At 58.5% G+C, this 21,573-nt stretch carries 15 protein-coding genes and 1 tRNA gene; 8 read left to right on the forward strand and 8 right to left on the reverse strand.

What is annotated here, in order from left to right; all coding sequences use genetic code 11:
- Nucleotides 1-218: 218 nt before the first annotated feature.
- The 4 genes from ASE07_RS09165 to ASE07_RS09180 all read right to left on the reverse strand — a co-directional run bounded on the left by ASE07_RS09165 (nucleotide 219) and on the right by ASE07_RS09180 (nucleotide 8,829).
- Complete coding sequence (locus ASE07_RS09165) at nucleotides 219-1,367, reverse strand: hypothetical protein (protein ID WP_156396487.1); 1,149 nt, start codon at nucleotides 1,365-1,367, stop codon at nucleotides 219-221.
- Nucleotides 1,368-1,764: 397 nt separating this feature from the next.
- On the reverse strand, nucleotides 1,765-3,015 hold the full coding sequence (locus ASE07_RS09170) for a L,D-transpeptidase family protein (protein ID WP_156396489.1): 1,251 nt from the start codon (nucleotides 3,013-3,015) through the stop codon (nucleotides 1,765-1,767).
- A 20-nt stretch (nucleotides 3,016-3,035) separates the two neighbouring features.
- On the reverse strand, nucleotides 3,036-4,172 hold the full coding sequence (locus ASE07_RS09175) for a tetratricopeptide repeat protein (protein ID WP_057290492.1): 1,137 nt from the start codon (nucleotides 4,170-4,172) through the stop codon (nucleotides 3,036-3,038).
- Between the two features lie 340 nt (nucleotides 4,173-4,512).
- Entirely contained in the window at nucleotides 4,513-8,829 is a 4,317-nt protein-coding gene (locus tag ASE07_RS09180) for a hypothetical protein (protein WP_057290493.1), read from the reverse strand.
- A 257-nt stretch (nucleotides 8,830-9,086) separates the two neighbouring features.
- On the opposite strand from ASE07_RS09180, the gene ASE07_RS09185 reads away from it, so the two are divergent.
- Nucleotides 9,087-11,051 carry a response regulator gene (locus tag ASE07_RS09185; protein WP_162256869.1) on the forward strand — a complete coding sequence of 655 codons (1,965 nt, stop codon included), beginning with the start codon at nucleotides 9,087-9,089 and terminating at the stop codon, nucleotides 11,049-11,051.
- 9 nt (nucleotides 11,052-11,060) lie between these two features.
- Nucleotides 11,061-11,465: a response regulator transcription factor gene (locus ASE07_RS09190; RefSeq protein WP_057290495.1), complete on the forward strand. Its 405-nt coding sequence runs from the start codon at nucleotides 11,061-11,063 to the stop codon at nucleotides 11,463-11,465.
- On the opposite strand, the gene ASE07_RS09195 is transcribed toward ASE07_RS09190, so the two are convergent.
- Complete coding sequence (locus ASE07_RS09195) at nucleotides 11,452-12,438, reverse strand: succinylglutamate desuccinylase (RefSeq protein ID WP_057290584.1); 987 nt, start codon at nucleotides 12,436-12,438, stop codon at nucleotides 11,452-11,454. The two genes, ASE07_RS09190 and ASE07_RS09195, sit on opposite strands and share 14 nt — an antisense overlap.
- A 307-nt stretch (nucleotides 12,439-12,745) precedes the next feature.
- Between ASE07_RS09195 and ASE07_RS09200 the strand changes: the two genes are divergently transcribed.
- A complete protein-coding gene (locus tag ASE07_RS09200; protein WP_057290496.1) occupies nucleotides 12,746-13,063 on the forward strand; it encodes a DUF962 domain-containing protein in 318 nt (105 codons plus the stop codon).
- Between the two features lie 17 nt (nucleotides 13,064-13,080).
- Here ASE07_RS09200 and ASE07_RS09205 read toward each other — a convergent pair whose 3' ends face one another.
- Nucleotides 13,081-14,391 (reverse strand): YihY family inner membrane protein, encoded by a 1,311-nt coding sequence (locus tag ASE07_RS09205; protein WP_082584050.1) that lies wholly within the window; start codon nucleotides 14,389-14,391, stop codon nucleotides 13,081-13,083.
- A gap of 40 nt (nucleotides 14,392-14,431) precedes the next feature.
- On the opposite strand from ASE07_RS09205, the gene wrbA reads away from it, so the two are divergent.
- The 5 genes from wrbA (at nucleotide 14,432) to ASE07_RS27975 (ending at nucleotide 18,516) form a co-directional block, all read left to right on the forward strand.
- Entirely contained in the window at nucleotides 14,432-15,040 is a 609-nt protein-coding gene (gene wrbA / locus ASE07_RS09210) for an NAD(P)H:quinone oxidoreductase (RefSeq protein WP_057290497.1), read from the forward strand.
- A complete protein-coding gene (locus ASE07_RS09215) occupies nucleotides 15,040-15,432 on the forward strand; it encodes a DUF2069 domain-containing protein (protein ID WP_057290498.1) in 393 nt (130 codons plus the stop codon). Before wrbA ends, ASE07_RS09215 begins: the two co-directional genes overlap by 1 nt.
- Before the next feature lie 8 nt (nucleotides 15,433-15,440).
- Complete coding sequence (locus tag ASE07_RS09220; protein ID WP_057290499.1) at nucleotides 15,441-16,847, forward strand: FAD-binding oxidoreductase; 1,407 nt, start codon at nucleotides 15,441-15,443, stop codon at nucleotides 16,845-16,847.
- Nucleotides 16,848-17,306 carry a DUF4124 domain-containing protein gene (locus ASE07_RS09225; protein WP_156396493.1) on the forward strand — a complete coding sequence of 153 codons (459 nt, stop codon included), beginning with the start codon at nucleotides 16,848-16,850 and terminating at the stop codon, nucleotides 17,304-17,306.
- 334 nt (nucleotides 17,307-17,640) lie between these two features.
- The gene (locus tag ASE07_RS27975) at nucleotides 17,641-18,516 is read left to right on the forward strand and encodes a polysaccharide deacetylase family protein (protein ID WP_082584033.1); all 876 of its coding nucleotides are present in this window, start codon (nucleotides 17,641-17,643) and stop codon (nucleotides 18,514-18,516) included.
- 162 nt (nucleotides 18,517-18,678) lie between these two features.
- Here ASE07_RS27975 and ASE07_RS09235 read toward each other — a convergent pair.
- Nucleotides 18,679-18,755, reverse strand: a tRNA-Arg gene (locus ASE07_RS09235).
- Between the two features lie 122 nt (nucleotides 18,756-18,877).
- Nucleotides 18,878-21,388 carry a sensor domain-containing protein gene (locus ASE07_RS09240; RefSeq protein WP_057290502.1) on the reverse strand — a complete coding sequence of 837 codons (2,511 nt, stop codon included), beginning with the start codon at nucleotides 21,386-21,388 and terminating at the stop codon, nucleotides 18,878-18,880.
- Nucleotides 21,389-21,573 lie beyond the last annotated feature (185 nt).

A 21,573-nucleotide genomic window follows, 5' to 3' on the forward strand; every position in this document is an offset into this window, starting at 1 on the left:
AGCTGAGCGGGATAACTAAGGTCTGCGCGTGATGGTGGAAGGTGGAAGGTGGAAGGTGGAAGGTGGAAGGTGGAATTGAGGAGGGATGCCCGGCTTATGGTTAACGCTTTTCGAAGCAGATCACTGCGGCCGGTTTGCAACGTGCTTACTGCAATAAAGCGCGGATAAAGCGCGCGCAGAAGCCGACAGCTGACTGAGCTGTGATTACTGAGCTGTATTTAGTAAGCGTTGTTGCCGGCTGGCTTGGTATATGACGGACAACCGTTGCGGCCCCACATGCCGTTACAAAGCTTCCATTTGCATTGCTCGCGCACGAAGATGTTGGAGGCTCGCTCGCAACGTGCCAGCATGACTTGGGTGCCGTGCACCTTGGGCAAAAGCCCTTCACCGCCAGAGCGCGCCGTGGCAGTGGTTGAATTGCTTGACCCACTGGAGGCATTCGAGCCTGACCCGTTTGATTTCTTTGCCACTCGAGCCTCTTCTATGCGTCGCTTAGCCTCGGTCTTTTTTTTTAGCTCCTCTTCGGCCTGCTGGCGAATCCGCTCAATCTCAAGATTCTTGGCGACTTTCGGTTCAACTTTTCGCTTTGGCGGAGCGATGGAAGGCTTTGGATCGGACTTCGCGGACTGGGCTTCTTCCTTGCCGTCCATTGCCGGCGGCGCGTCTTTTTCCGCTGTTACAGCGGACTTGGCGACCTGAGATGTCGGTACTTCCTGACGGCTCGGTGTGGTCGATTCTACGGATGTGCCAATCGAGGACTGCGAGGACTGCGGGGACTGGGACTGCGGCACCGATGGCAAATCCATTTCATCCGCACTGTTGCCGGATGAGTTCACGACCGGGCTTGAGCGCTGGCTGCTTGCCGACGCGAGCGGAGGGGTAACAGCCGGCAGATCGTCTGCATCATCCGGCGGCGGCGCGCCATCATAGGGAAGCTCACTGCGGCTGATGCCGCGGACTCCGGTGCCGTGTCCTGGCGTTGTCAGTTTGCGGGCTTCGGCCAGCGGAGGCAGCAACGGCTTGCTACTGCTGATTCCAGGAACGCTCTGGGCCCTCGTGCTGGACTGGTGGCCGACCCACCATGCGGATCCGAGGCCGACACTGGCACCGACGACAAAGACCATCGCCATATAAGCAAGGCGCGGCAGGCGGCGACGTGGCACATTGGGTTGTTCGTACCTTGCATAACGTTCCGCGTATTCACGCTGGAATTGCTCGTAGGCTGGATTGACCTGCGACGTACCCTGGGGATCGCTCGCGCCATCAGCAGCCGGTTCGATCCGTGTCTGCGCGCCAGCATGCATCGCCGGGCCGGTGTTTCGGCGATCAGGATCGGTCGATGATGGTGGTGGGGTAAAGCCGGTCAAGTAGCGGGTCCTCCGGAGTAGTTTGGCATAATCAGGTCGGGCTATAGCGACCACCGTTGCCGCGTGCTCTCCCCGGACCGGCCCCGTGAAACTGTGTGAATGCGCAGAACGCGACGGCAAGTCGCTCGAGGAGGTGGGCTTATTGCGTGAGGAGCAAATCCTGACAAAGCCGGGATGTTCTGCCCTGCAATATCGGTATCGCATAGCGGCCGGGTCTGATGAATCGGTTGCGTATATTCACAAAGACAACTGGAGGCAACAGTGGTTCAACACCTTAGCGCCGGGCAGCGCCATTCGCTATCGATTTAATCGATTAAGTGAAAGCTTGTTGAGGAAGATCATTGGGAAAGGAAAGCTTGCCGGATGGCAGCAAAACTGCTCCCTCCCATTTTTCGGACTACAGGTTCAGCTCGTAAATAATCTTCCATTGGGCACCTTCCTTCGCCCAGTACTGCCGTTTTCGCAGCGATGTCTTGGCCTTACCCATTTGTGCATCCTGGGTAAAGGTACTCACGATCATGTCGTCGCGACCGGGATAAAAGAAGTGGGTGACATCGCGTAGCTTGATAGATAGTTCGGTGATTGTGCCGAGTGATTTCCGATGCTTGGCAAGCCAGGTGTCGACATCTTCGCCTTGATCAGACTTGAACTGGCGTGAATATTGAGAAGCGACCCGCGACGGGTTCAGGCTTTCCACATCACGCCGCCAGTTATCGACCAGGCGTATCGCAATGTTGCGATCGTTCTCCCATTTCGCCTTGTTGACAAAGTCGATGCTTTCGCTGATCACGATTGGGGTTTTCCCGATTTCCACCGAATTCGCGAGCCTGTAGAGGTCTGGATTGGTCAGTACAACGCAACCGTCGGACGAGAGAGGCGGACGGCTGAAGCTGTCCGAAGGCGTGCCATGCAGCCAGATGCCGGAACCGCTGCGGCCGTTGAGCTTGTCCCACTCATTGGGGTAGTTGATCGGCAGTGCGCCAGAACCGTAGAAATCCGGCAGGCGCGAGCCCGCAAGGTGGCTCGTGATGTAGTACACACCGACCGGCGTTTTCTGGTCCCCTGTCTTCAGTTTGTTGACGCCCAGCTTGCCTTGGCTGACGTAGTAGTCGGTTACCAGTTTGAGCTGACCGGCGTGGTGCTCATAAACATAGAGGCGTGAACGCCTGGCATCCACCAGAAGCACGTGCTTCTGGTCATCGCGAAGCTGCAGCACCTGACGCGGCAACATACCGGCGTCCGGACGCTCGCGCAGGGAGCGCAGGCGAACCATCGCTTCTTCACGCAGGTTCTTGAGCTTGTCTTCAGGCCCCTCGACCGCCCCCAGTGTAGTGACGGGCCGCGTATGCATCAAAAGCAGGTCGCCGCGGATCAGGTGGCCCAGACGGAAATTGGGATACGCCGCAACGAGGCGATCGGCTTTCTCAAGCGCTGAGCGCAAATGGTTGGCGCCGAGTTCCTTGTAGACATCGATCAGCAATACTTCGGGGTCGGGCTTGCTCGCCACCACTTGTGCGGCAGCCTTTGTTTGTGCGCGCACCGGTGGGTTGCCTGCCACGGCACCGGACGAAATCGATGCCCCGGCCGCGAGCAGGCAGGACAGCCCGACATACCAGAGACGCTTGCGGCCGGTAGACGATGGACGCATGGTAAGTTGAAGGCACAACATCAGCTACCCGTACTCTCCTGCTTGATCTTCCATTTTCCACCCTGCTTATTCAAGACCAGGATCTTGCGTGTATTGGCGGTCAGGCGATCGGAAACATAGACCTGGTGGAATTTGACTGTGGCCGTATTGCCAATAATGGCAACTTGCGGCTTCTCGACCTTGACGTTGATCCGGCCCTTGCCCACGATACGACTGCGGCGTTCCTCTTCCCACGCTTTACGCTGCTGGCCGTTCGGCACTTGGAAGTCGGAACTATAGGCATTCAGGTAAGACTTGACATCCTGCGAGCTCCAGGACTTGGCCCAGTCGTTCACCGTGTCCATGACCTCGTCGCGCTCGGCATTCTCGGCCGAAGGCTTGGACGCGGGTTTCGTCGCGGGCTTGGCTACGGCGACTTGTTCGGGCGGCGCAGGCTTGGCGACCGCGACCGGTGCGGGAGCTGGCTTGACCGGCGCAGCGACAACCGGATCTGGCGCTCTGACCGGTGCCGGAGTTGGCACTGGCGCCGGTGCAGCCGCAACCTTGGTATTGTTGCCGTTGTTGCCGTTGTTGCCGGCATTTATGTTGGCATTGGCTTGCGTACTGCCATTGCTGTTGCCGACCAGCGAACGTACCAGCGTCAGTTTGGATTTAGCGGCGGAATTACCTGAATCGAACTGCAGCGCCTTGTCGTATGCCTGGCTTGCCAGCTTGGCATGCACGTCGCCGAGGTTCTCATAAGCAGTGGCGTAACTTGGATTGGTCCTGATCGCCGAGTCCAGTGCCGTGCGTGCCTTGTCGTATTGCCCTGCCGCTGCGTACAGCACGGCGAGGTTGTTATACGGCTCCGGCAGGGTTGGGTAGTCTTCGGTCAGGCGCGAAAATACGGTAATCGCTTCGGCCGACTTGTTTTGCTCAGTGAGGATCACACCCTTCAAAAACCGCATTTGTGCATCACGCGGATTTTTGCTCAGGAAGACATTGGCCTTGCTCAGTGCTTCCTCGTATTGACCGCCGCGCATCAGTTTGCCGACATCGGCAATATCATCGGCGAATGCCGGAACCGCCAGTGCAGCCATCAAGCCGGCGACCGCGACGGTTTTGTAGATGACAGGACGCAAATGATTGGTAAACATGCGGCGGGACAAAGATGTCATGGTTTGAATGGGTGTTATTTTGCAGCAAAAAAGGCCGCAGCGATACAAGAGTTCACCGGAAGCAACTTAAAGCGGATTTCACGACAACAGGGACCGACGGCGCGTGCCGACGGTATTTGACAAAGCAGCAAGAAGCACCAAGAAGCACCAACAGCACCTTCATCCTGCTGAACGGCGGCATTCTACCCCTCAGAAAGGCAATACGCTATTTGGAGGCGGCACGAAAAACAAGAAATGTTTGGTGCATGCGGATAGGCGTCTACTCCACTCTTGGCGGCGAGACAAGATGCAAACTAGCGTGGCAGGTTTTCCTGCCATGCCACGCTACAGCCTGCATCGCTTATTTCGCGGATTTGGCTCGTGCCTGATCAGGCACGCTGCTGGACGGACTCAATATATAGGTCATTTGCAGCCCGGACGGTGCCACTGGCATTGCCGCCGTAGCCCCGTCTGCCGTTACAGGTGAAGCGGAGGCCACGGGGCCGCTCGATGTAGCGCGGGAAGCACTGCCCACGTCGGCGAACTCGGTATGCCAGCCGGTGGCAACCGTCACGCCAATACCCGCAGCGAAGGCTACGCCGCCGATCAATGCCGCCACCGGCCTGCGAATACCGGGGTGGCGTACCGCTAGTACTGGCGAATCAGCGATGAGGGCCTTGGCCCGCATGGTCCACGCATCGGTCTTTTCCTTATCGCTGCGCATGCGGCCGATCAGGTCTTTTGCAATTGCTTCCGCTTCGACGCGGCCTTGCTCGCATTGCTGCTGCAGCGCTTCGGCCTGCTCGGCACTGGCGTCAGCGTATTCCTTCTGGCGCCGCGCTGCTTCCAGGGCCCGGCGTTCAGCGTCGACACGCAATTGTTCGGCCGCGTGCGCTTCGATTTGCGCGCCCATGCGCTGAGCGGCCAGTTCGGCAGCTTCACGCTCGGCCACAGCGCGCTGTTCGGCCTCGTCATGAGCGATCTGCTCAGCGCGCACACGTTCCCGGATCGCTTCCAGTGCCTGCTGCTCGGCCTTGGCACGCGCGCTTTCCAGGCGCGCCAGTTCAATTGCTTCGCGTGCTTTCGCTTCGACGGCATCGGCGGCTTCCAACTGCAAGCGTGCTTGCTCAGTCGATTTATCGAGAAAAACCTTCTCTGCCGCAAGGCGGGCTTCGGCGGCTGTCCTTGCCCTGCGCGCGGCGTCTTCGCGTGCACGGGTGACAGCGGTCTGTTCAGCTTCGACATGAGCGCAAGCAGTGGCGTCCGCATGCAGTCGCCTTTCCGACACAAGTTTTTCTTCGATGGCAGCGAGCGCTTGCTGCTCGGCGGCGATGCGTTCATGTTCCAGCTGAAGCTTTTGCTTGAGCGTGTCGAATGTTTTTTTCTCGGCGTTGGCACGCTCGCGCTCGGCGGTGGCAAGGGTAACGGCCTCACGGGCGCGGGCGATCGCGAGTTCGGCAGTCTTGCGCTGTGACTCGGCTTGCTTGATAGCGCTGTCGAGTTCGATCTTGTCGGCCGCGTTCTTCGCTTCAAGGGCTTCACGCGCAGCGCGCTCGGCGACTCCACGCGCGGCCAGCGTCGCGGTCTGTTCCGCTTCGGCCCTAGTCCGCGCTTCGGCCTCCTGATGCAATTGACGTTCGGAAGAAAGTTTGCGCTGGATGGCTTCCAGTGCCTGCTGTTCGGCCGCGGCACGCTCCTTCTGGACACGCGCCAGTTCAATGGCTTCGCGCACCTTGCCGAGGGCGGCATAGGCGGCCTTGCGCTCCAGTTCGGCACGTTCGGCAGCCTGCTGCATCAAGTGCTTTTCCGCGGTCAGCTGCGCTTCGATGGCCTGACGTGCGGAACGCTCAGCCTGTTCGCGTGCACGCACGACCTCGGTGTGCTCCTGCTCAACCCGGGCACGCGTCTCTGCGTCTGCCTGGGCAGCCTGTTCGGCGGCAAGTGTCTGGCGTACCACTTCAAGGGCCCGCTGCTCAGCATCGGCGCGAGCCTGCTCTGCACGGGCTAACTCGCTGGCTTCGGCAGCTTTGGCTTCCGCTGCTTCGGCTGCGTGGCGGGCGTGCAGGGCTTGTTGTTCAGCGGCTTGCAGCTGCTGTTGTTCGGCAAGGCGTTTTGTCTCGATGGCATCGCGTTGCGCCTGTTCGGCGAGTTCGCGCGAGCGCATCAGTTGCGCATGTTCGGTTTCAGCACGGGCGCGTGCCGCCGCATAGTCAAGGGCAGACTGCTCGGAGACGCGCTTTTTCTGAATGGCGTCGAGTGCCTGCTGCTCCGCCTGGGAACGCTCGGCGGCCGTGCGCGCCAGAGCAATGGCTTCGCGTGCCTGCCGTTCGGCGGTGTCCGCAGCCTGACGTTCGGCTTCCGCCTGTTGCGCGGCATGTTCGATCTTCAGCTTTTCCGCAGTGCATTTTGCTTCGAGCGCCTTGCGGGTTTCCTGCTCTTCGCGTTCACGTGCCTGCAACAGCTGTGCATGCTCTTGTTCGGCGCGCATGCGGGCTTCGGTTTCGGCAAGGGCGGCTTCTTCCGCCTGGCGCTTTTCCTGGACGGCCTGCAGCGCCTTGTGCTCCGCATCGACGCGTTCCCGCTCAATGCGCGCCAGTTCAGTGGCTTCGCGTGCCTTGAGCAACGCCGCCAGCGCTGCCTTGCGCTTCAATTCAGTGGCGGCGCGGAGCTGTTCAGCGGTATGCCGGACGGCGGTGGACTCGGCCTCCGCCGCGGCGCGGGCCGCACGATCGGCTTCTTCCCTGGCGCGCAGGGCGTCGGCTTCTTCCTGCTCGGCATGCCTGCGTGCCTCGGCTTCAGCCAACGCGGCTTGCTCTGCAGCCAGCTTTTGCCGAGCAGCTTCCAGCGCCTGGCGGGCGGCTTCGGCGCGCTTCTGCTCGAGCGCCACCTTTTGCTGCATGGCAGCCAGCGCCTGCTGTTCGTCCTTTGCGCGCTGGCGCTCCAGGCGCGCCAGTTCGACGGCCTCACGCGCTTTTTGCAGTGCGGCTTCAGCGGTTTCGCGTTGTGTGTCGGCACGCTCAAGCGCCTTGGCCAACGCCATCCGCGCGGCTACGCATTCTTCTTCTTTCGCCAAGCGTGCGGCGTGGTCAGTCTGTTCCTGCATGCGAAGCAGGCCGGTGTGCTGCTGCTCGGCGTCGGCTCGGGCTTTGGCTTGGGAGATCGCGGCTTCTTCGGCCTTCAGTTTTTCCTGAAAGGCGGCCGCGGCCTGCTGTTCAGCATCGGCGCGTTCTCGTTCTAGCCGCGCCTGCTCCATCGCCTCGCATGCCTTTTGGGCCGCAAGTTCCGCCGTCTGGCGCTGTAGTTCAGCACGCTCGGCGGCACGCAGCATAGCCTGCCGTTCGGAGTCGGCCTGCTCGGCTGCCATCCTCGCCGCGGCACGCTCCAGTTCGACGCGGCGATCGGCCAGCTGGCGGGCGCGTTGCTCTTCAGCGCTGCGTACCTGCGCGGCATTGGTAATGGCTTGCTCCGCTTCGGCGCGTTCGCGTGCTTCCTGCACGGCGCGCGCTTCCGCTTCGATGCGGTTACGCGCCTGCAAGTCGGCCTGATGTTCGGCTTCGACACGGGTCAGGGCCATCTGCTGCAGTTCGCGTTCAGTCCGGATGCGCGCTTCGGTGGCAGCAAGGATGCGCTCTTCCGCTTCGCGGCGCGCCTGTGCGGCTACCGTAGCTGTTGCTTCGGCGTGTTCGCGGCGTGCGGCGGCGTCGCGCATTTCAGCTTCGGCCTGCAGGCGCACATGCAGCGCTTCGGTTGTCTTGCGTTCGAGCTCGATGCGGGCCAGCGCAGCGGCTTCCTTTTCCTGTTCGGTCAGTGCGCGGGCGCGAGCTTCCTCACGGGCTCGAACTTCGGCTGGTGTACGGCTCAGCGCGGCTTGCAGTGCCATGGCTTCGGCGCGTTCACGTTCACGAGCGACGTCGAGTGCCTCGCTGCGTGCCTGGGCCAGCATTTCGGCGGACTGTCGGGCTGCTTTTTCGCGGCGCTCCTGCTCGCGCGCCAGATCGGCGATGCGCGCATCAGCCCGTGCACGGGCTTCGGCTTCCTGGCGAGCGGCTTCGGTCGCGGCAATCCGTTGTACGGCTTGCCAGCGAGCCAGTTCAGTTTCCTGTGCAAGTTCTTCAGCAGCCGCAGCCACTCGGGCGACAAGCTGGGATTGGGTGGCGATATGTTCGGCCGAGCGCTCGCGGGCTTCACGTTCCGCACGGGCACGCTCGTCGGCGACGCGCCGCGCTTGCGCATCGACTTCGGCACGTGCGCGCAATTCTTCGGTTTCGCGCTTGACCGCCGCGGCACGCGCTTCGCTGGCTTCGCGCGCTTGACGTTCGGCATCGTAGCGAGCACGGCTGGCTTCAATTGCTTCTTCGGATGCCTTGGCGTTCTGGTAAGCCTCGGCCGCAGCGGCCGCTTCGATACGTGCGTGTTCTTCCGCCAGTGCACGGGCGCGTGCCTCTGCGTGGGAGCGGTTTTCGGTTGCGACCGTCGCCTTGGCTTCCGCTTCTACCCTTGCAATTGCCTCGCGGATCGCTTTAAGGTCGACTCCTCCATTGCGCAGGTCAGCGCTGACGGCACGCTCTTCGTTATCCCGGTTACCCGCCGCCGTCCTTTCCACCTCCACCTCCACATCCACCTCCGGACCATCGTCTTGCAGCTTGAGTGTGTTGCGCAATGCCTGATTGGTGTCCATCTTTCCGCTCCCGCTGGGTAGGGATTCCGGCGAGATTCTTGTTATGCCATTGGCCGGAATTTCATACCATGCATTATCAAGCTCCGGAAGAAAAACCAGTGGTGGAAAAGAGACGGATTTCCGAGCCATTTCAGGGAAATGGATTCCATAGAGACGGGAAGACAGGCTCGGGCAAATCGTATTACAGTAGCCGCTTCAGGAAAACAGCCATTTGCCGGCGCCACTCCACAACCGATTACAGCCCATCAGGACCGAACGTGCAGCAAGAACAAGACAGCCCCTCCTCTGCAATGCCTTTGTCCGCGACTGCAAATACCAATGCAGCAGCAACGCCTGCTGCCGGTACCAGCGCCCTTTCCATGGGCAGCCTGCTCGCCGATATGAACCACGACATCCGCACATCGATGAACGGGATTGTCGGCATGCTGGAATTGCTGCTCGAAACCGGCCTGACCGCCGCGCAGCATGAGTATGCGCGGATTGCCCAGAACAGTGTCGATACGCTGCTGCAGGTCATCGAACGCATCGTTGACCTTTCGCTGCTGGAATCCAATCAGTTCAGCCTGACCCAGCTTCCCTTCGATCTCCTGAGCGAAATACAGCAAGCCTGTGCCGACAAGGCTTCTGCGGCTGAAGAGAAAGGCTTGCGACTGACCATCGCTTATCCACAGACAGCCTTGCTGATCGGCGATCCGGTACGGTTACGCCAAGTGGTTGGCATCCTGATCGATACCGCGATCCGGGTTGCCGAACACGGCGAGATCCGGGTCGGTACGGAATTGCAAGTCGACGCCGGCATGGGGAAACTCAGGATGGCGGTGCATGCCAGCGGCCCGTCGGAAGCCGGCGAACAATTGACATCGGCGTTGAACCAGCCACTGCTGACCGGCATTGCGGCACTCAAGGTGCACGGCAAAAACGCCGTCGAACTCGCGCTGTGCGTACGGCTTGCGCGATTGATGGGCGGCAGCGTGAGCGTCGATTGCTCGCCGCGCCTTGGGGCCAACTTTCGCTTGCTGCTCGACATTCCGCTGGCGACTGCCGCAATTGCGGGATTACGGATGCTGGTGCTGGCCGATACGCCAGAGAGGTGGCAGCCTGTGCTTGCATCGCTTGCCGCGGAAGGCATGCAGGTCGACACCGCGACTTCGGTAATGGAAGGTCTTGAGGCTTTGCGTGCCGCAGCTGACAAGCATGCGCCGTATCGGATCGTGATGCTCGAACGCACGGTCGGCGGCATGCAGGCCGACATGCTGGCGACTGCTGTTCGCAATGACGCGTCTTATGCGCACTGTGGCCTGGGCATCCTTGCCGATACGGCAGGACCGGAGACTTACCGACTTTTGCGCGAGGGGTTTGATGCCGTCATCATGCCGTCGATGACGCCGATTGCCTTGATGAATGCAGTTTTCCGGCTTGCCGGTCTGGCGACGCGGCAGATTCCCGCGACATCGGACGCCAGCGGCAAGGATACCGAGCAAAGTGCCGAAAACCTGCAAGGCAAACGCGTGCTGGTTGCCGACGACAATCTGGTCAATCAGCAAGTAGCCATGCGCATGCTTGAAAAGATCGGCTGCAAGGTCGACCTCGCGCTCAACGGCCACGAAGCGGTCGACATGCATAGGACCCGGCACTATGACCTGATTCTGATGGATTGCGACATGCCGCAGCTGGATGGTTATGAGGCAACAGGACAGATTCGCCGGCTGGAAGGTTCGGCCAAGCATGTGCCGGTCATTGCGCTGACCGCCTGCACCACGGAGGAAGAGCGCGACAAATGCTCGGCGGCGGGCATGAATGATTTTCTGTCCAAGCCGATCCGTCCGCAGACGCTCAGGGATATGCTGGCTCGCTGGATGCCGCGCGCATTGCAAGCAGATATTGTATCGTCCGACGTTGCCGGCGACGAGCTGGAAGCCATTCGGGAAATGTTTGGCGCTGACTTTGCCGAACTTGCGACGCTCTACCTCAACGACAGCCCTCCCCGCATCCAGGCTTTGCGCCACGCCGCTGATAATCGTGACGCACAGATTACCGCCAAGGTGGCGCATGCGTTTGCCGGCAGCAGTGCGTCGATCGGAGCGATACGGCTCTCGGCGTTGTGCAGCGAACTGGAAGCAGCGGCAAAGACTGGCCTGCCCGAAGATCTTGCGAACCGCTTATCGATTATCGACACTGAATATGCCCGGGTGAGCAGCAAGCTGTACACCCTGCTCGGATAAGGAACGCCGATGACACCCCTGCAAAAACCATTCAGGATCGTGATTGCGGACGACGACAGTACAACCTGCAGCGTGTTGAGATTGCTGCTGCAGGAACACGGACATCAAGTCGTTGGCGAAGCGCATGATGGCGAAAAGGCGGTCGACATGTGCGAGATGCACAAGCCGGATATTGCCTTCCTCGATATACAGATGCCGCGCATGACCGGTCATGAAGCTGCCCGGCGTATCGTGGATCGCACGCCGGATGTCGGCATCATCATCGTCAGCGCAGTTCCGACGCTGGAGAATGTGCAGGCTGCTTTACAGGCCGGTGCCGCCAGCTTCGTCGTCAAACCGTTCAATGCGGTCAAAGTGGTCGATGCGATCGAGCAGTGTCGGCGCCAGAAAATGCGGCAATCTAGCTCTCCCTGACCACCATCAATCCCGCCCTGAAGCCCGCGCGAACACTGGGGTTGGGAAACACCACGTATTCGGTTGCCTCGCCTACCGTGTATTCAATGCCGGTGTCGCGGGCTATCAATTCACCCGGCTGCAATGGCGTGAAGTTTTTCGTGTTTTGGTCGAAACTCATGCTGAATGCATCGCTGCGCTTGATCAGCTCCTGCTTCACCCGGAATATTGCGGGTGAACTGGCATTGTCCGGAATGCCGCTGGACAAGAAGCGCGTCAGCGCAGTGGCCGTGTCTGCAAAACGACTCAAGTCATTACTGCCCAGCGCCGCCACCTGGCCAAGTTCAAGCGTGGCACTGCTCGCGCCATGTCGCTCCGCCGTATAGGCACTGTAGGTCCCGGCCGACGAGGGGCTCAGGATGACAGCCTCGATTGCCGCCTTGCCTAGCCAGCCGAGCAAGGCATCGCGATTCCGTTCGGGTATCCCTGCCGGCACGACGGCGAAGGTCGAGTAATGCGAGGCGCGAATCGCGGTGTGCAGGTCGAGATGCCACTTGTCTGCATCCGGAGTGCTGAAGAACGAAGCCGTAGCGCGCATGATCTGGTCCGCGCGTTCCGCTTCGGCGGTCCCTTGTAAATCAGCGCGCTCTACGCGAAACAGGCGGTTCAGATCAGCGTCGATGTAGCGCTTGCCGGCGGCAACCGCGGCGAGATTACCGACCACGATCATGAGGTCCACACCCAGGCGGCGTGGTGCGCCGGCAAACTCGTGAAGGATGTGACCCAGCATTTCCAGCGGCGCGGTCTCATCGCCATGCACACCGACGGACAACAGGATGCGCGGACGGGAACCCATGCCAGCCGATGCGAAAAGCTGCAGGATTCCCCGTGAAGGCATCCTGACGGACATACCGGCGTTGGCGAACCTGTCGGCAAGGTCTGTGAAATCACCAGTGGCAAGCGCGGTGACGGTTTCCTCAGCGCTTTGTTTCATATTGTCTTTCATTGGTTGATGGGATGGGCTTTCGATCTTTCATTGTCCGGATCCGCTTGAGCGCTTCGGTAGTGGGATTTGCCGAGCATGGTAGGCGGTTTGGCGCCGTCTAAAATTCTCTTGATTGCGCCACCGGCTGAAGTTTATTTTTTCCTCAGTCGTATCGTGCCGATCGGGAAACTGAAGAAGCTGAAGTGAATGCCGATGTCACAAAAAAAAAGCAGCCAATATTGGTGCAGAGAATTTAGGTTGCGTCCATACCAGTCCCGGACTACTCTGAAGTATGTCTATTGCCAGGAGAAACGTTATGGCCAGTGTCATGCAGCGTGAGTACGCATCCTTTGCGGAATTCTATCCGGTCTATCTCGCTGAGCATTCCAACCGCACTTGCCGGGAATTGCACTTCGTCGGTTCCACTCTTTCCCTGTTTTTTTTAGGCGCCCTGCTACTTACAGGCAACTGGTGGTGGCTGCTCGCCGCGCTGGTGTCCGGATACGGCTTCGCCTGGGTCGGGCATTTCGCTTTTGAAAAAAACCAGCCGGCAACCTTCAAACATCCCATTTATTCTTTCATGGGGGATTGGGTGATGTATTGGCAGATGCTGACTGGGCAGGCGTCGTTCTAGCTTATGTTTGAGAGGCATCAGGCGGTAGCGGCACCGACCTTGCCCGATACGAAATAGTCGGCAAGGCTGGTGTGCAAACCCTGCTCAACCGCAGTCTCCACCTGCTTTGCCAGGACTGCATTTGCGCCTGTATTGAAGACGAACAGGCGATACACATCCGCTACCCGCAGCTGCGCGGGATTGGCCAACAAGACCCAGGTATCGAGGCCCTCGGCTATCCGCTTGCCGATTCGTACCCGCCGCGGTAATTCCGCCTTGATGCGACCTACCCAGCCGGCATCGAGCATCTGTTGAAGCAGCGATTCCGACTCATCGAAACCCAGGCGCGTCAGTGCGCGCAGCGTTCGGGCGTCAACTGCCGCATTCTGGCTATTCGACCTCGCATCATGCAAAACCGTCAGGATGGACATGGCGTCGATGAAGGCACTTCCCGGCGTGGGAATGTGCCACCATCGCTCATATTTCACGATCGGCAAGGCCGCAGCCAGCACGCCTCCCATCAGGGTAATCATCCACGACACATAAATCCACAACAGGAAGATCGGCACGGCGGCCAGCGCGCCATACAAAACGGTATAGGCGGGAAACTTGGTAATGAAAATGACGAAGACCCGCTTGGCAATTTCAAACGCAGTCGCAGCAAGCAATCCGCCGCAGGCTGCATCGCGCCAGTCGACGAAACGGTTCGGCACAGCAAGGTACAGCAGTGTGAATGCCCCCATGGTCAGGAGGACCGAGAGGATGGTATAAAAGGTTGCGCCGATCAGCGGAAAACTGACGACAAAGCCATTCGTCGCACTGAACAAGTCGGACGTAAAAGTGATCGACGCGCCGATCAGCAATGGCCCAAGGGTAACGATCGCCCAATAGATTACCAGCCTCTGGGAGATGGGCCGTGGCGTCTTGACGCGCCAGATATGATTGAACGCCCGGTCGATGGTCAGCATCATCACGACCGCGGTCAGGATCAGGCCGACAGCGCCGATGGCGGAGAGCCGCGTCGCCTTGCTGGCGAACTGGTTGAGGTAGCCTAGAATGTTATTGGCAATCCCCTTGGGCATCAGGCTCTTGATGAAATAGGCCTCCAGCCCGGCACGAAAGGTGTTGAACAAGGGAAATGTCGTAAAGATCGCGAATGCGATGGCAAACACCGGCACCAGTGCCAGCACCGTCGTAAAGGTAAGACTGCCGGCGACCTGAGGCAGACGCTCTTCATGGAGACGACGACGGGCAAACTGGAACAAACCGCGCACGTCATCCACCGGAAAATTCCGGAAGATCTGAAGGTTGAACGGAAAAATCCGTCTGACTGGTTGCGGTTGTGGCATTCGTGTCTGGGCGCTTGGAAACCATCCTATAATACCAAGCATGAATTCGCCTGACCTTCCTATCCTCGTTTTATATTATTCCCGGCATGGATCGACCCGCAAACTGGCAGAGCTGATTGCGCAGGGTATCGAGAGTGTGCGCGGCTGCGAAGCCCGGTTGCGTACCGTGCCGGCCGTGTCGACCGTGACCGAAGCCACCGAATCCGACATTCCGGCCGACGGCGCTCCGTACGCGGACCAGCGTGACCTGGAGGAATGCGCCGGCCTTGCGCTGGGATCGCCTACCCGCTTCGGCAACATGGCCGCTGCCATGAAGTATTTTCTTGACGGCACATCGACGCAATGGTTGTCCGGCGCTCTGACGGGCAAACCCGCCTGCGTCTTCACCTCGACGGGCAGTCTGCACGGCGGACAGGAATCAACCCTGCTGTCGATGATGATCCCGCTGCTGCATCACGGCATGCTCGTCATGGGCGTGCCTTATACCCATCCTCAGCTGATGACGACCAGCAGCGGCGGAACACCCTATGGGGCCAGTCACTGGTCGGGTGCCGACGGCGCTAACGACATCTCGGACGACACGCGCATTCTGACTATCGCCCTCGGTAAGCGTCTTGCCGAAACCACTGTTCGATTGAGGGGTGTCTGATGCAGACTCGCTTCCAGCAAGGGTGTTACTTTGGTGCGACGATCAGCCTGATCGCACTGATCCTGCTCTGCGTGGCATGGGAACTGGTGCTTGCTCCGTTGCGCCCTGGCGGTTCATGGATGGTGCTCAAGGTGTTGCCGCTGCTGCTTCCCTTACGCGGCATCCTGAAGCGGAACATCTATACGATGCAGTGGTCTTCCATGCTGATCCTGTTGTATTTCACCGAAGGGATCGTGCGCGCGACGAGCGACAAGGGCCTGTCCGCTACGCTGGGTTGGGTAGAGGTCGCACTGGTCTGCGTATTTTTTGTTTGCATCATTCTTTTTCTGCGCCCGTATAAACAGGAAGCAAAAAGAATTGCGCAGCAAGCCATCCAAAAAGCCTCCAAATAAGCATAGCCATGAACGACTTTCTGAGTAGCTGCCGCGACGTAGTCGGCGCAGCCAACGTGCTGACCGAAACAGCAGACCTTGAGCGTTACCTGACTGACTGGCGTCGCCGCTACACAGGGCGCGCGCTCGGGGTAGTCCGTCCAGCCAACACCGATGAAGTCGCCGCGATCGTCCGGCTATGCAACCTGCACCGCGTGCCGCTGGTCCCGCAAGGCGGCAACACCGGACTGGTACTCGGCAGCGTGCCCGACCAAAGCGGCAACGCCATCGTGCTGTCACTCTCCCGCATGACGCGCATCCGCGCCACCGACACCATCAACAACACCATGACGGTCGATGCCGGCTGCATCCTTGAACAGATCCAGAATGCGGCGGCGGAAGCCGGTCGCCTGTTCCCGCTGTCACTCGCTGCGGAAGGCAGCTGCACTATCGGCGGCAACCTCGCGACCAATGCAGGCGGCACCGCGGTACTTCGTTACGGCAACACACGCGAGCTCTGCCTGGGTCTTGAAGTCGTCACCGCACAAGGCGACATATGGAACGGCTTGCGAGGGCTCCGCAAGGACAATACCGGCTACGATCTGCGTGACCTGTTTATCGGCGCCGAGGGTACGCTGGGCGTGATCACCGGCGCCGTACTCAAGCTCTTTCCGCAGCCGAAAGCCCAACTCACGGCACTGGCTGCGATGAACTCACCTGAAGAATCGCTACATTTCCTGTCGATGGCGCAGGAACGTTGCGGCGCGGCGCTGACCGGTTTCGAGCTGATGTCTGATTTTTGCCTGACTTTAGTTACCAAACACTTCCCGCAGATGCGCCTGCCCTTCCCGCAGTCCTATCCGCAATACGTCCTGCTGGAACTATCGGACAGCGAGTCGGAGGAACACGCCAACGACATGCTCGAAGGCCTGGTGTCCGAAGCGCTTGAACAAGGAATGATCGCCGACGCCGTCATTGCATCGTCAATTGCACAATCCAAGGCTTTATGGAATTTACGTGAACATATTCCGCTGGCACAAGCCGAGGAAGGAAAAAACATCAAACACGATGTCTCGGTACCGATTTCACGCATTGGCGAATTCATTCGTGTCACCGATGTGCTGCTTGCAGAGCAGTTCCCGGGTTGCCGCATGGTGACCTTTGGTCATCTCGGGGACGGTAACTTGCACTATAACGTTTCGCCACCCGAGAACGCATCGCCGGATGCCTTCATCGAAAGCCAGCCGGCAATCAATCGCGTAGTGCACGACAGCGTGCATGCATTTGGCGGTTCGATCTCGGCGGAGCATGGTCTTGGCGCGTTGAAGCGTGACGAGGTGCGGGCCTACAAGTCCGAGGTGGAGTTGGGATTGATGCGTACGCTGAAGCAGGCGCTGGATCCGTTGAATATCATGAATCCAGGGAAAGTGATTTAAGTGCGCACTTATTTTTTATGTGGTTCGTTAGTTGCCAGCCTTCTCTGCATTTCCATGCCAGCGTACGCGATCTACCGCTGCGAAGCTTCAGGCAAAATCAGCTATAGCGACATGCCATGCCCAGGTGCGAGGCAACTTGAAATCAGGGACTCGCAAATCGACAGCCCGGCTAGCGGGGAAAAACAGCATATTGAAAACAAAAAGGCTCTCGAGAAGGTGGAAAATGCCCGCCATAGAGAAACCAAAACTCAATACAAGGCGCAGCAGCGGGCAGCGAAACAACGAGCCGCATTGGACAAGAAGTGCGCTACATTATCGCGTCGCCAGCAATATGCCAGCGACGACGTGAGGACAGCCCCCCAAAAGTCCGTAGAGAAGGCCAGGCGTAAGGCAAGTCGGATCACGGAGCAGTATGAAGCAGAGTGCAAGGCAAGGCGGTCCGAGTTGTTGGCCAGTTAAAGCCCATTGATTCGAATGCCTTGGCTTACTGAAGCAGCACTGGAACTCGGCGTCAGCAAGGAAACGGCCTGTCAAAATTCATCCGATCCAAGACCCCTCGTCATGGTCAAGCACCCGCTCAATGTGAGCAACCTGTATTAAATCAAGCGTGTTTAATACCGAAACACGCGATTTGCCATCGATATTTGCCGAGTTTCAACTCACTGGATCTGCGGAGAATAGAAGTAGCGACCACGGTTCAATAACGCAATCGCTTCAGTTGACCTTAGTCAATATTTACTTCCGGTTACTTTGTAATCTTAACAACAGGAAAATATTGCTATGGTAAACAAACATGCCGAATTGCATTCCAATTTTGGTTTATCACCGGATCGATAATGAAAGATTATCTACATCCACATCCCCCGCGGTATTTGCCAGCCATCTCGAATGGTTGGCCAAGCGTGGATGGAGGTCATTAACGGTCAGTGAATTAGACTTCTATGCTGCCCGGGGAAAACGCATGCCGGCCAGGTCCTTCCTACTGACCTTTGACGACGGCTATGAAAGTGTTTTTTTGGAAGCTCTCCCTGTATTGAAAAGCTTTAACTTTAGCGCCCTTTGTTTCCTTTCTACAAAATCAATCAGGCATTCGGCAGTGTCTAGTTTGTCCGGCTCGCAGGGCGACCCCGGATTTTTATCGTGGCAGCAGATCAGGGAATTACAGTCAGACGGATGGATGGAGTTTCACTCCCATACGCATGAACACCGGCCACTGTCTGACCTGACCCGCAATGAGTTGACACAGGATCTCGCGACATCGCTCGACCACCTCACACAAGAGCTGGGACTTCCGGGTTCGCATTTCCGCCACCTGGCGTGGCCGTGGGGAGAGTCGCACGATGAGTCGCGCCAGATTGCCGCAAGGTTAGGTTTCCAGTACCAATACACGGTTGCCCGTTCCGGCTTTTTACATAGTTCGCCGTTGCAGAATGTGCCGCGCACCTGCTACGACGGCGCAACGCTGACAAACTTCGTTATCCAGTTTCAGTTGCAGACCGGCATATGCTCCAGCCTCTGGCATGCCGGCTATCCTTTGGTAAGGAAAGTTCGCCGCCCCGGTTTCAGCATCGCCTTTCGGGATGAGACTTCGAGCGTACAAGTTACCGCCCCTATCCGTACTGGCCTTCCCTCGCAGCGCGATACGCCGAATATCGGTAAAGCTGGCTAGGCCTTTCCTACTACAGTTCCGCTATACGCGAAGTTGAGAGGCAAAGAAGATCACCGCGAGCGATATAAGCTGTCGCTGGACCGATTGAAAGGGATTGTGTTTCCAGATTGATAGCACAACGTAAGCAACCGCTATCAACGCAAGTGATAGAACTGATAGGAGTGGCCTGCCCAGCAGGAGTCGAACCTGCGACCTACGGCTTAGAAGGCCGTTGCTCTATCCAACTGAGCTATGGGCAGTCTGTACTGCGACGCGAAGATCTTCAGGAAATCTGAAGACCTCACAGTGAGGACATCGGCAACGGATGTTAACAATCAAACGCGTCCGAGTCTGCGGATATTACCTCTAATGGGAAATCGTTTCAATGACTGGAAGAAGGCTCGTTCAAATTTGAGGAAGTCGACGCTACCAATTCCTCCAGTGTTGCGGCCGGTACTGGACGGCTCAGAAGATAGCCCTGCATCTCATCACACTGCTGCTCGCGCAGAAATGCGAGCTGCTCAGCCGTTTCCACGCCTTCAGCGATGACTCGCATCTTGAGACTGTGGGCCAGCGCAATCACGGCTTTGGCGATTGCCGCGTCGTCCGCATCGGTGGTGATGTCGCGCACAAACGACCTGTCAATCTTGAGCGAATTGATGGGAAAGCGTTTGAGATAACTCAGGCTGGAGTAGCCAGTCCCGAAATCGTCGATCGACAGATGGACGCCCATGTCGCTCAGTTTATGCAGCGTTGCCGCAGCGGCCTCGGGATTTTCCATGACGACGCTTTCGGTAATTTCGAGTTCCAGCCAGTCCGGCCGACAGCCGGTCTGCTCCAGGACATGTGAAACGACTTTCACGATATCTTGATGCTTGAACTGGCGAGCGGAGAGATTGACGGCCACCTTGAGCGGGGCGGTAATGCCCGCGTCATGCCAGGCTTTTTTCTGAGTGCAGGCGGTGCGTAGTACCCATTCACCTATCTGGACGATCAGGCCGGCCTCCTCGGCGATGGGAATGAAATCGCTGGGGAAAACCATGGCTTGTCCTGGTGGCTCCCAACGCAGCAACGCTTCCGCACCGATAATGCGTCCGGACGCAATGTCCATCTGCGGCTGATAATGCACGACGAATTCATTGCGCTCCAATGCCCGGCGCAGACCACTTTCCAGCTTCAGGCGATCAAGGGCACGCGAATTCATTTCATGCGCATAGAACTGGAAATTATTGCGTCCTGCATCCTTGGCCCGGTACATCGCGGTATCGGCATTCTTGAGCAACGTCTGGCCATCGCTGCCGTCCTTGGGATACATGCTGATGCCAATGCTGCCGGTTGGATAAAATTCGTGCCCCTGGACCATCAGTGGTCGCGACAGGTCTTCAAGTATCTGCTGGGCCAGAATGGCAACTGCATCATCCTTGACCACGTCGGGACGGATGATCACGAATTCGTCGCCTCCCAGACGGGCAATGGTATCCCCGGCACGCACGCTCGCGGACAAACGCCGGGCGATCTCCATGATGATCTTGTCACCGGCATCATGACCGAGACTGTCGTTAATGTTTTTGAAGCGGTCGAGGTCGATCAGCATAACGGCGACCTGTTCCTCCGAGCGCTCAGCGAACACCAGTGCCTGTGACAGGCGGTCAAGTAACAGCGAGCGATTAGGTAGGCTGGTCAAGGCGTCGTGGTTCGCCAGGTGCAGCAACTCTTCTTCTATCTGCTTGCGTCTCGATATATCTTCAACGACGGTGCTGTAGTACTTGGGATTGCCACTGTCGCTACGCACCATCGAGCTGGTCAGGTTCACCCATATGTAATACCCGTTCTTGTGACGATAGCGTTTCTCGCGGCTCTTCTCGTCGATTTCACCTGCGATCATTCGCCTGGCAAGAGCCCAGTCGGTGCCCACATCGTCCGGATGCGTGACATCCTGGAAGCGCATGCCGAGCAATTCGCTCTGGGTGTATCCGACGATTTCGCACAGCTTCTTGTTGACCATCAGCCAGCGTCCATCCGGCGAAACATGTGCCAGTCCGACCGCAGCCTGGTTGAACGCGACGCGAAAGCGTTGTTCACTGTCGCGCAGGACTGCCTCGGCTTTGATACGCGCCGTGATGTCGCGCACCACGGCCACCAGCAACTGCCGGCCTTCGGACATGAACGCGCGCATATACACTTCTACCGGCAAACGCTTGCCATCCTTGCGCTGATGGAGCGTTTCAATCGTTCCGGTCTTGTGCTCGCTCTGAATGACTTCATTGAAGCGGCGCTGAATCTTATCGAATTCGCCCGGATCGGGTTTGAGATCTTGCGGCCCGAGTTGCATCAATTCTTCGTAGCTGTAGCCTAGCGTCGAAAGCGCAGTCTTATTCGCATCGATGAAGCGCATCAGCTCATGATCGATCAGGTAGACCGCATCAATGGAACTGTCCAACGCCATGCGGAAGCGCTTCAGTTCTTCCTGCGAACGGATACGTTCGGTGATGTCCTGCGCCATGACGAGGAATACCTTGTCCGGCTTGGCAGGCGTAATGGCTATTTTTAATTCGACATGACGGTGGCCGTCTGGTGTGCGCAGGGTGAGCGCCATTGCATCGTGCGGAGGGGACGCACCGTTACCATCGCCGTCACTGTGGGTAGCCAGCACGAGCCACTTTTCGAGAATGTCGCTGTCAATCACGGACCGCAACGGCAAACCCATCGTTGCCCGACTGTCGGAGATAGAGAACAAGTCGCACATCGCCCGATTGATACGCAGAATTCGCAGCGTTGCATCCACAAGCATCAGGCCAGATGACATCGACGCAATGGCCTGCTCGGCCTGCCGCTGCAGATGGGCGTCACGCACCGCCATCAACTCAGCCGCACCGGCGTCAACATGCTCCATGCAATGGCCTCTCTGGCAATCCGGGATACAAAAACTGCTTTTGTGCGAACGCCAACATTTCCCCAATTAACACATTGTCGTGACGGCCAGATTATCTCAGTCGCCAAGAGACAAAGCAATCTGCAGACACTGTTTGTCGGCAATCGGTACATTACTTGCTACCGTGCGTCCAGAACGTGTGCATC

Source organism: Noviherbaspirillum sp. Root189, assembly GCF_001428545.1.
Taxonomy (GTDB): domain Bacteria; phylum Pseudomonadota; class Gammaproteobacteria; order Burkholderiales; family Burkholderiaceae_D; genus Noviherbaspirillum.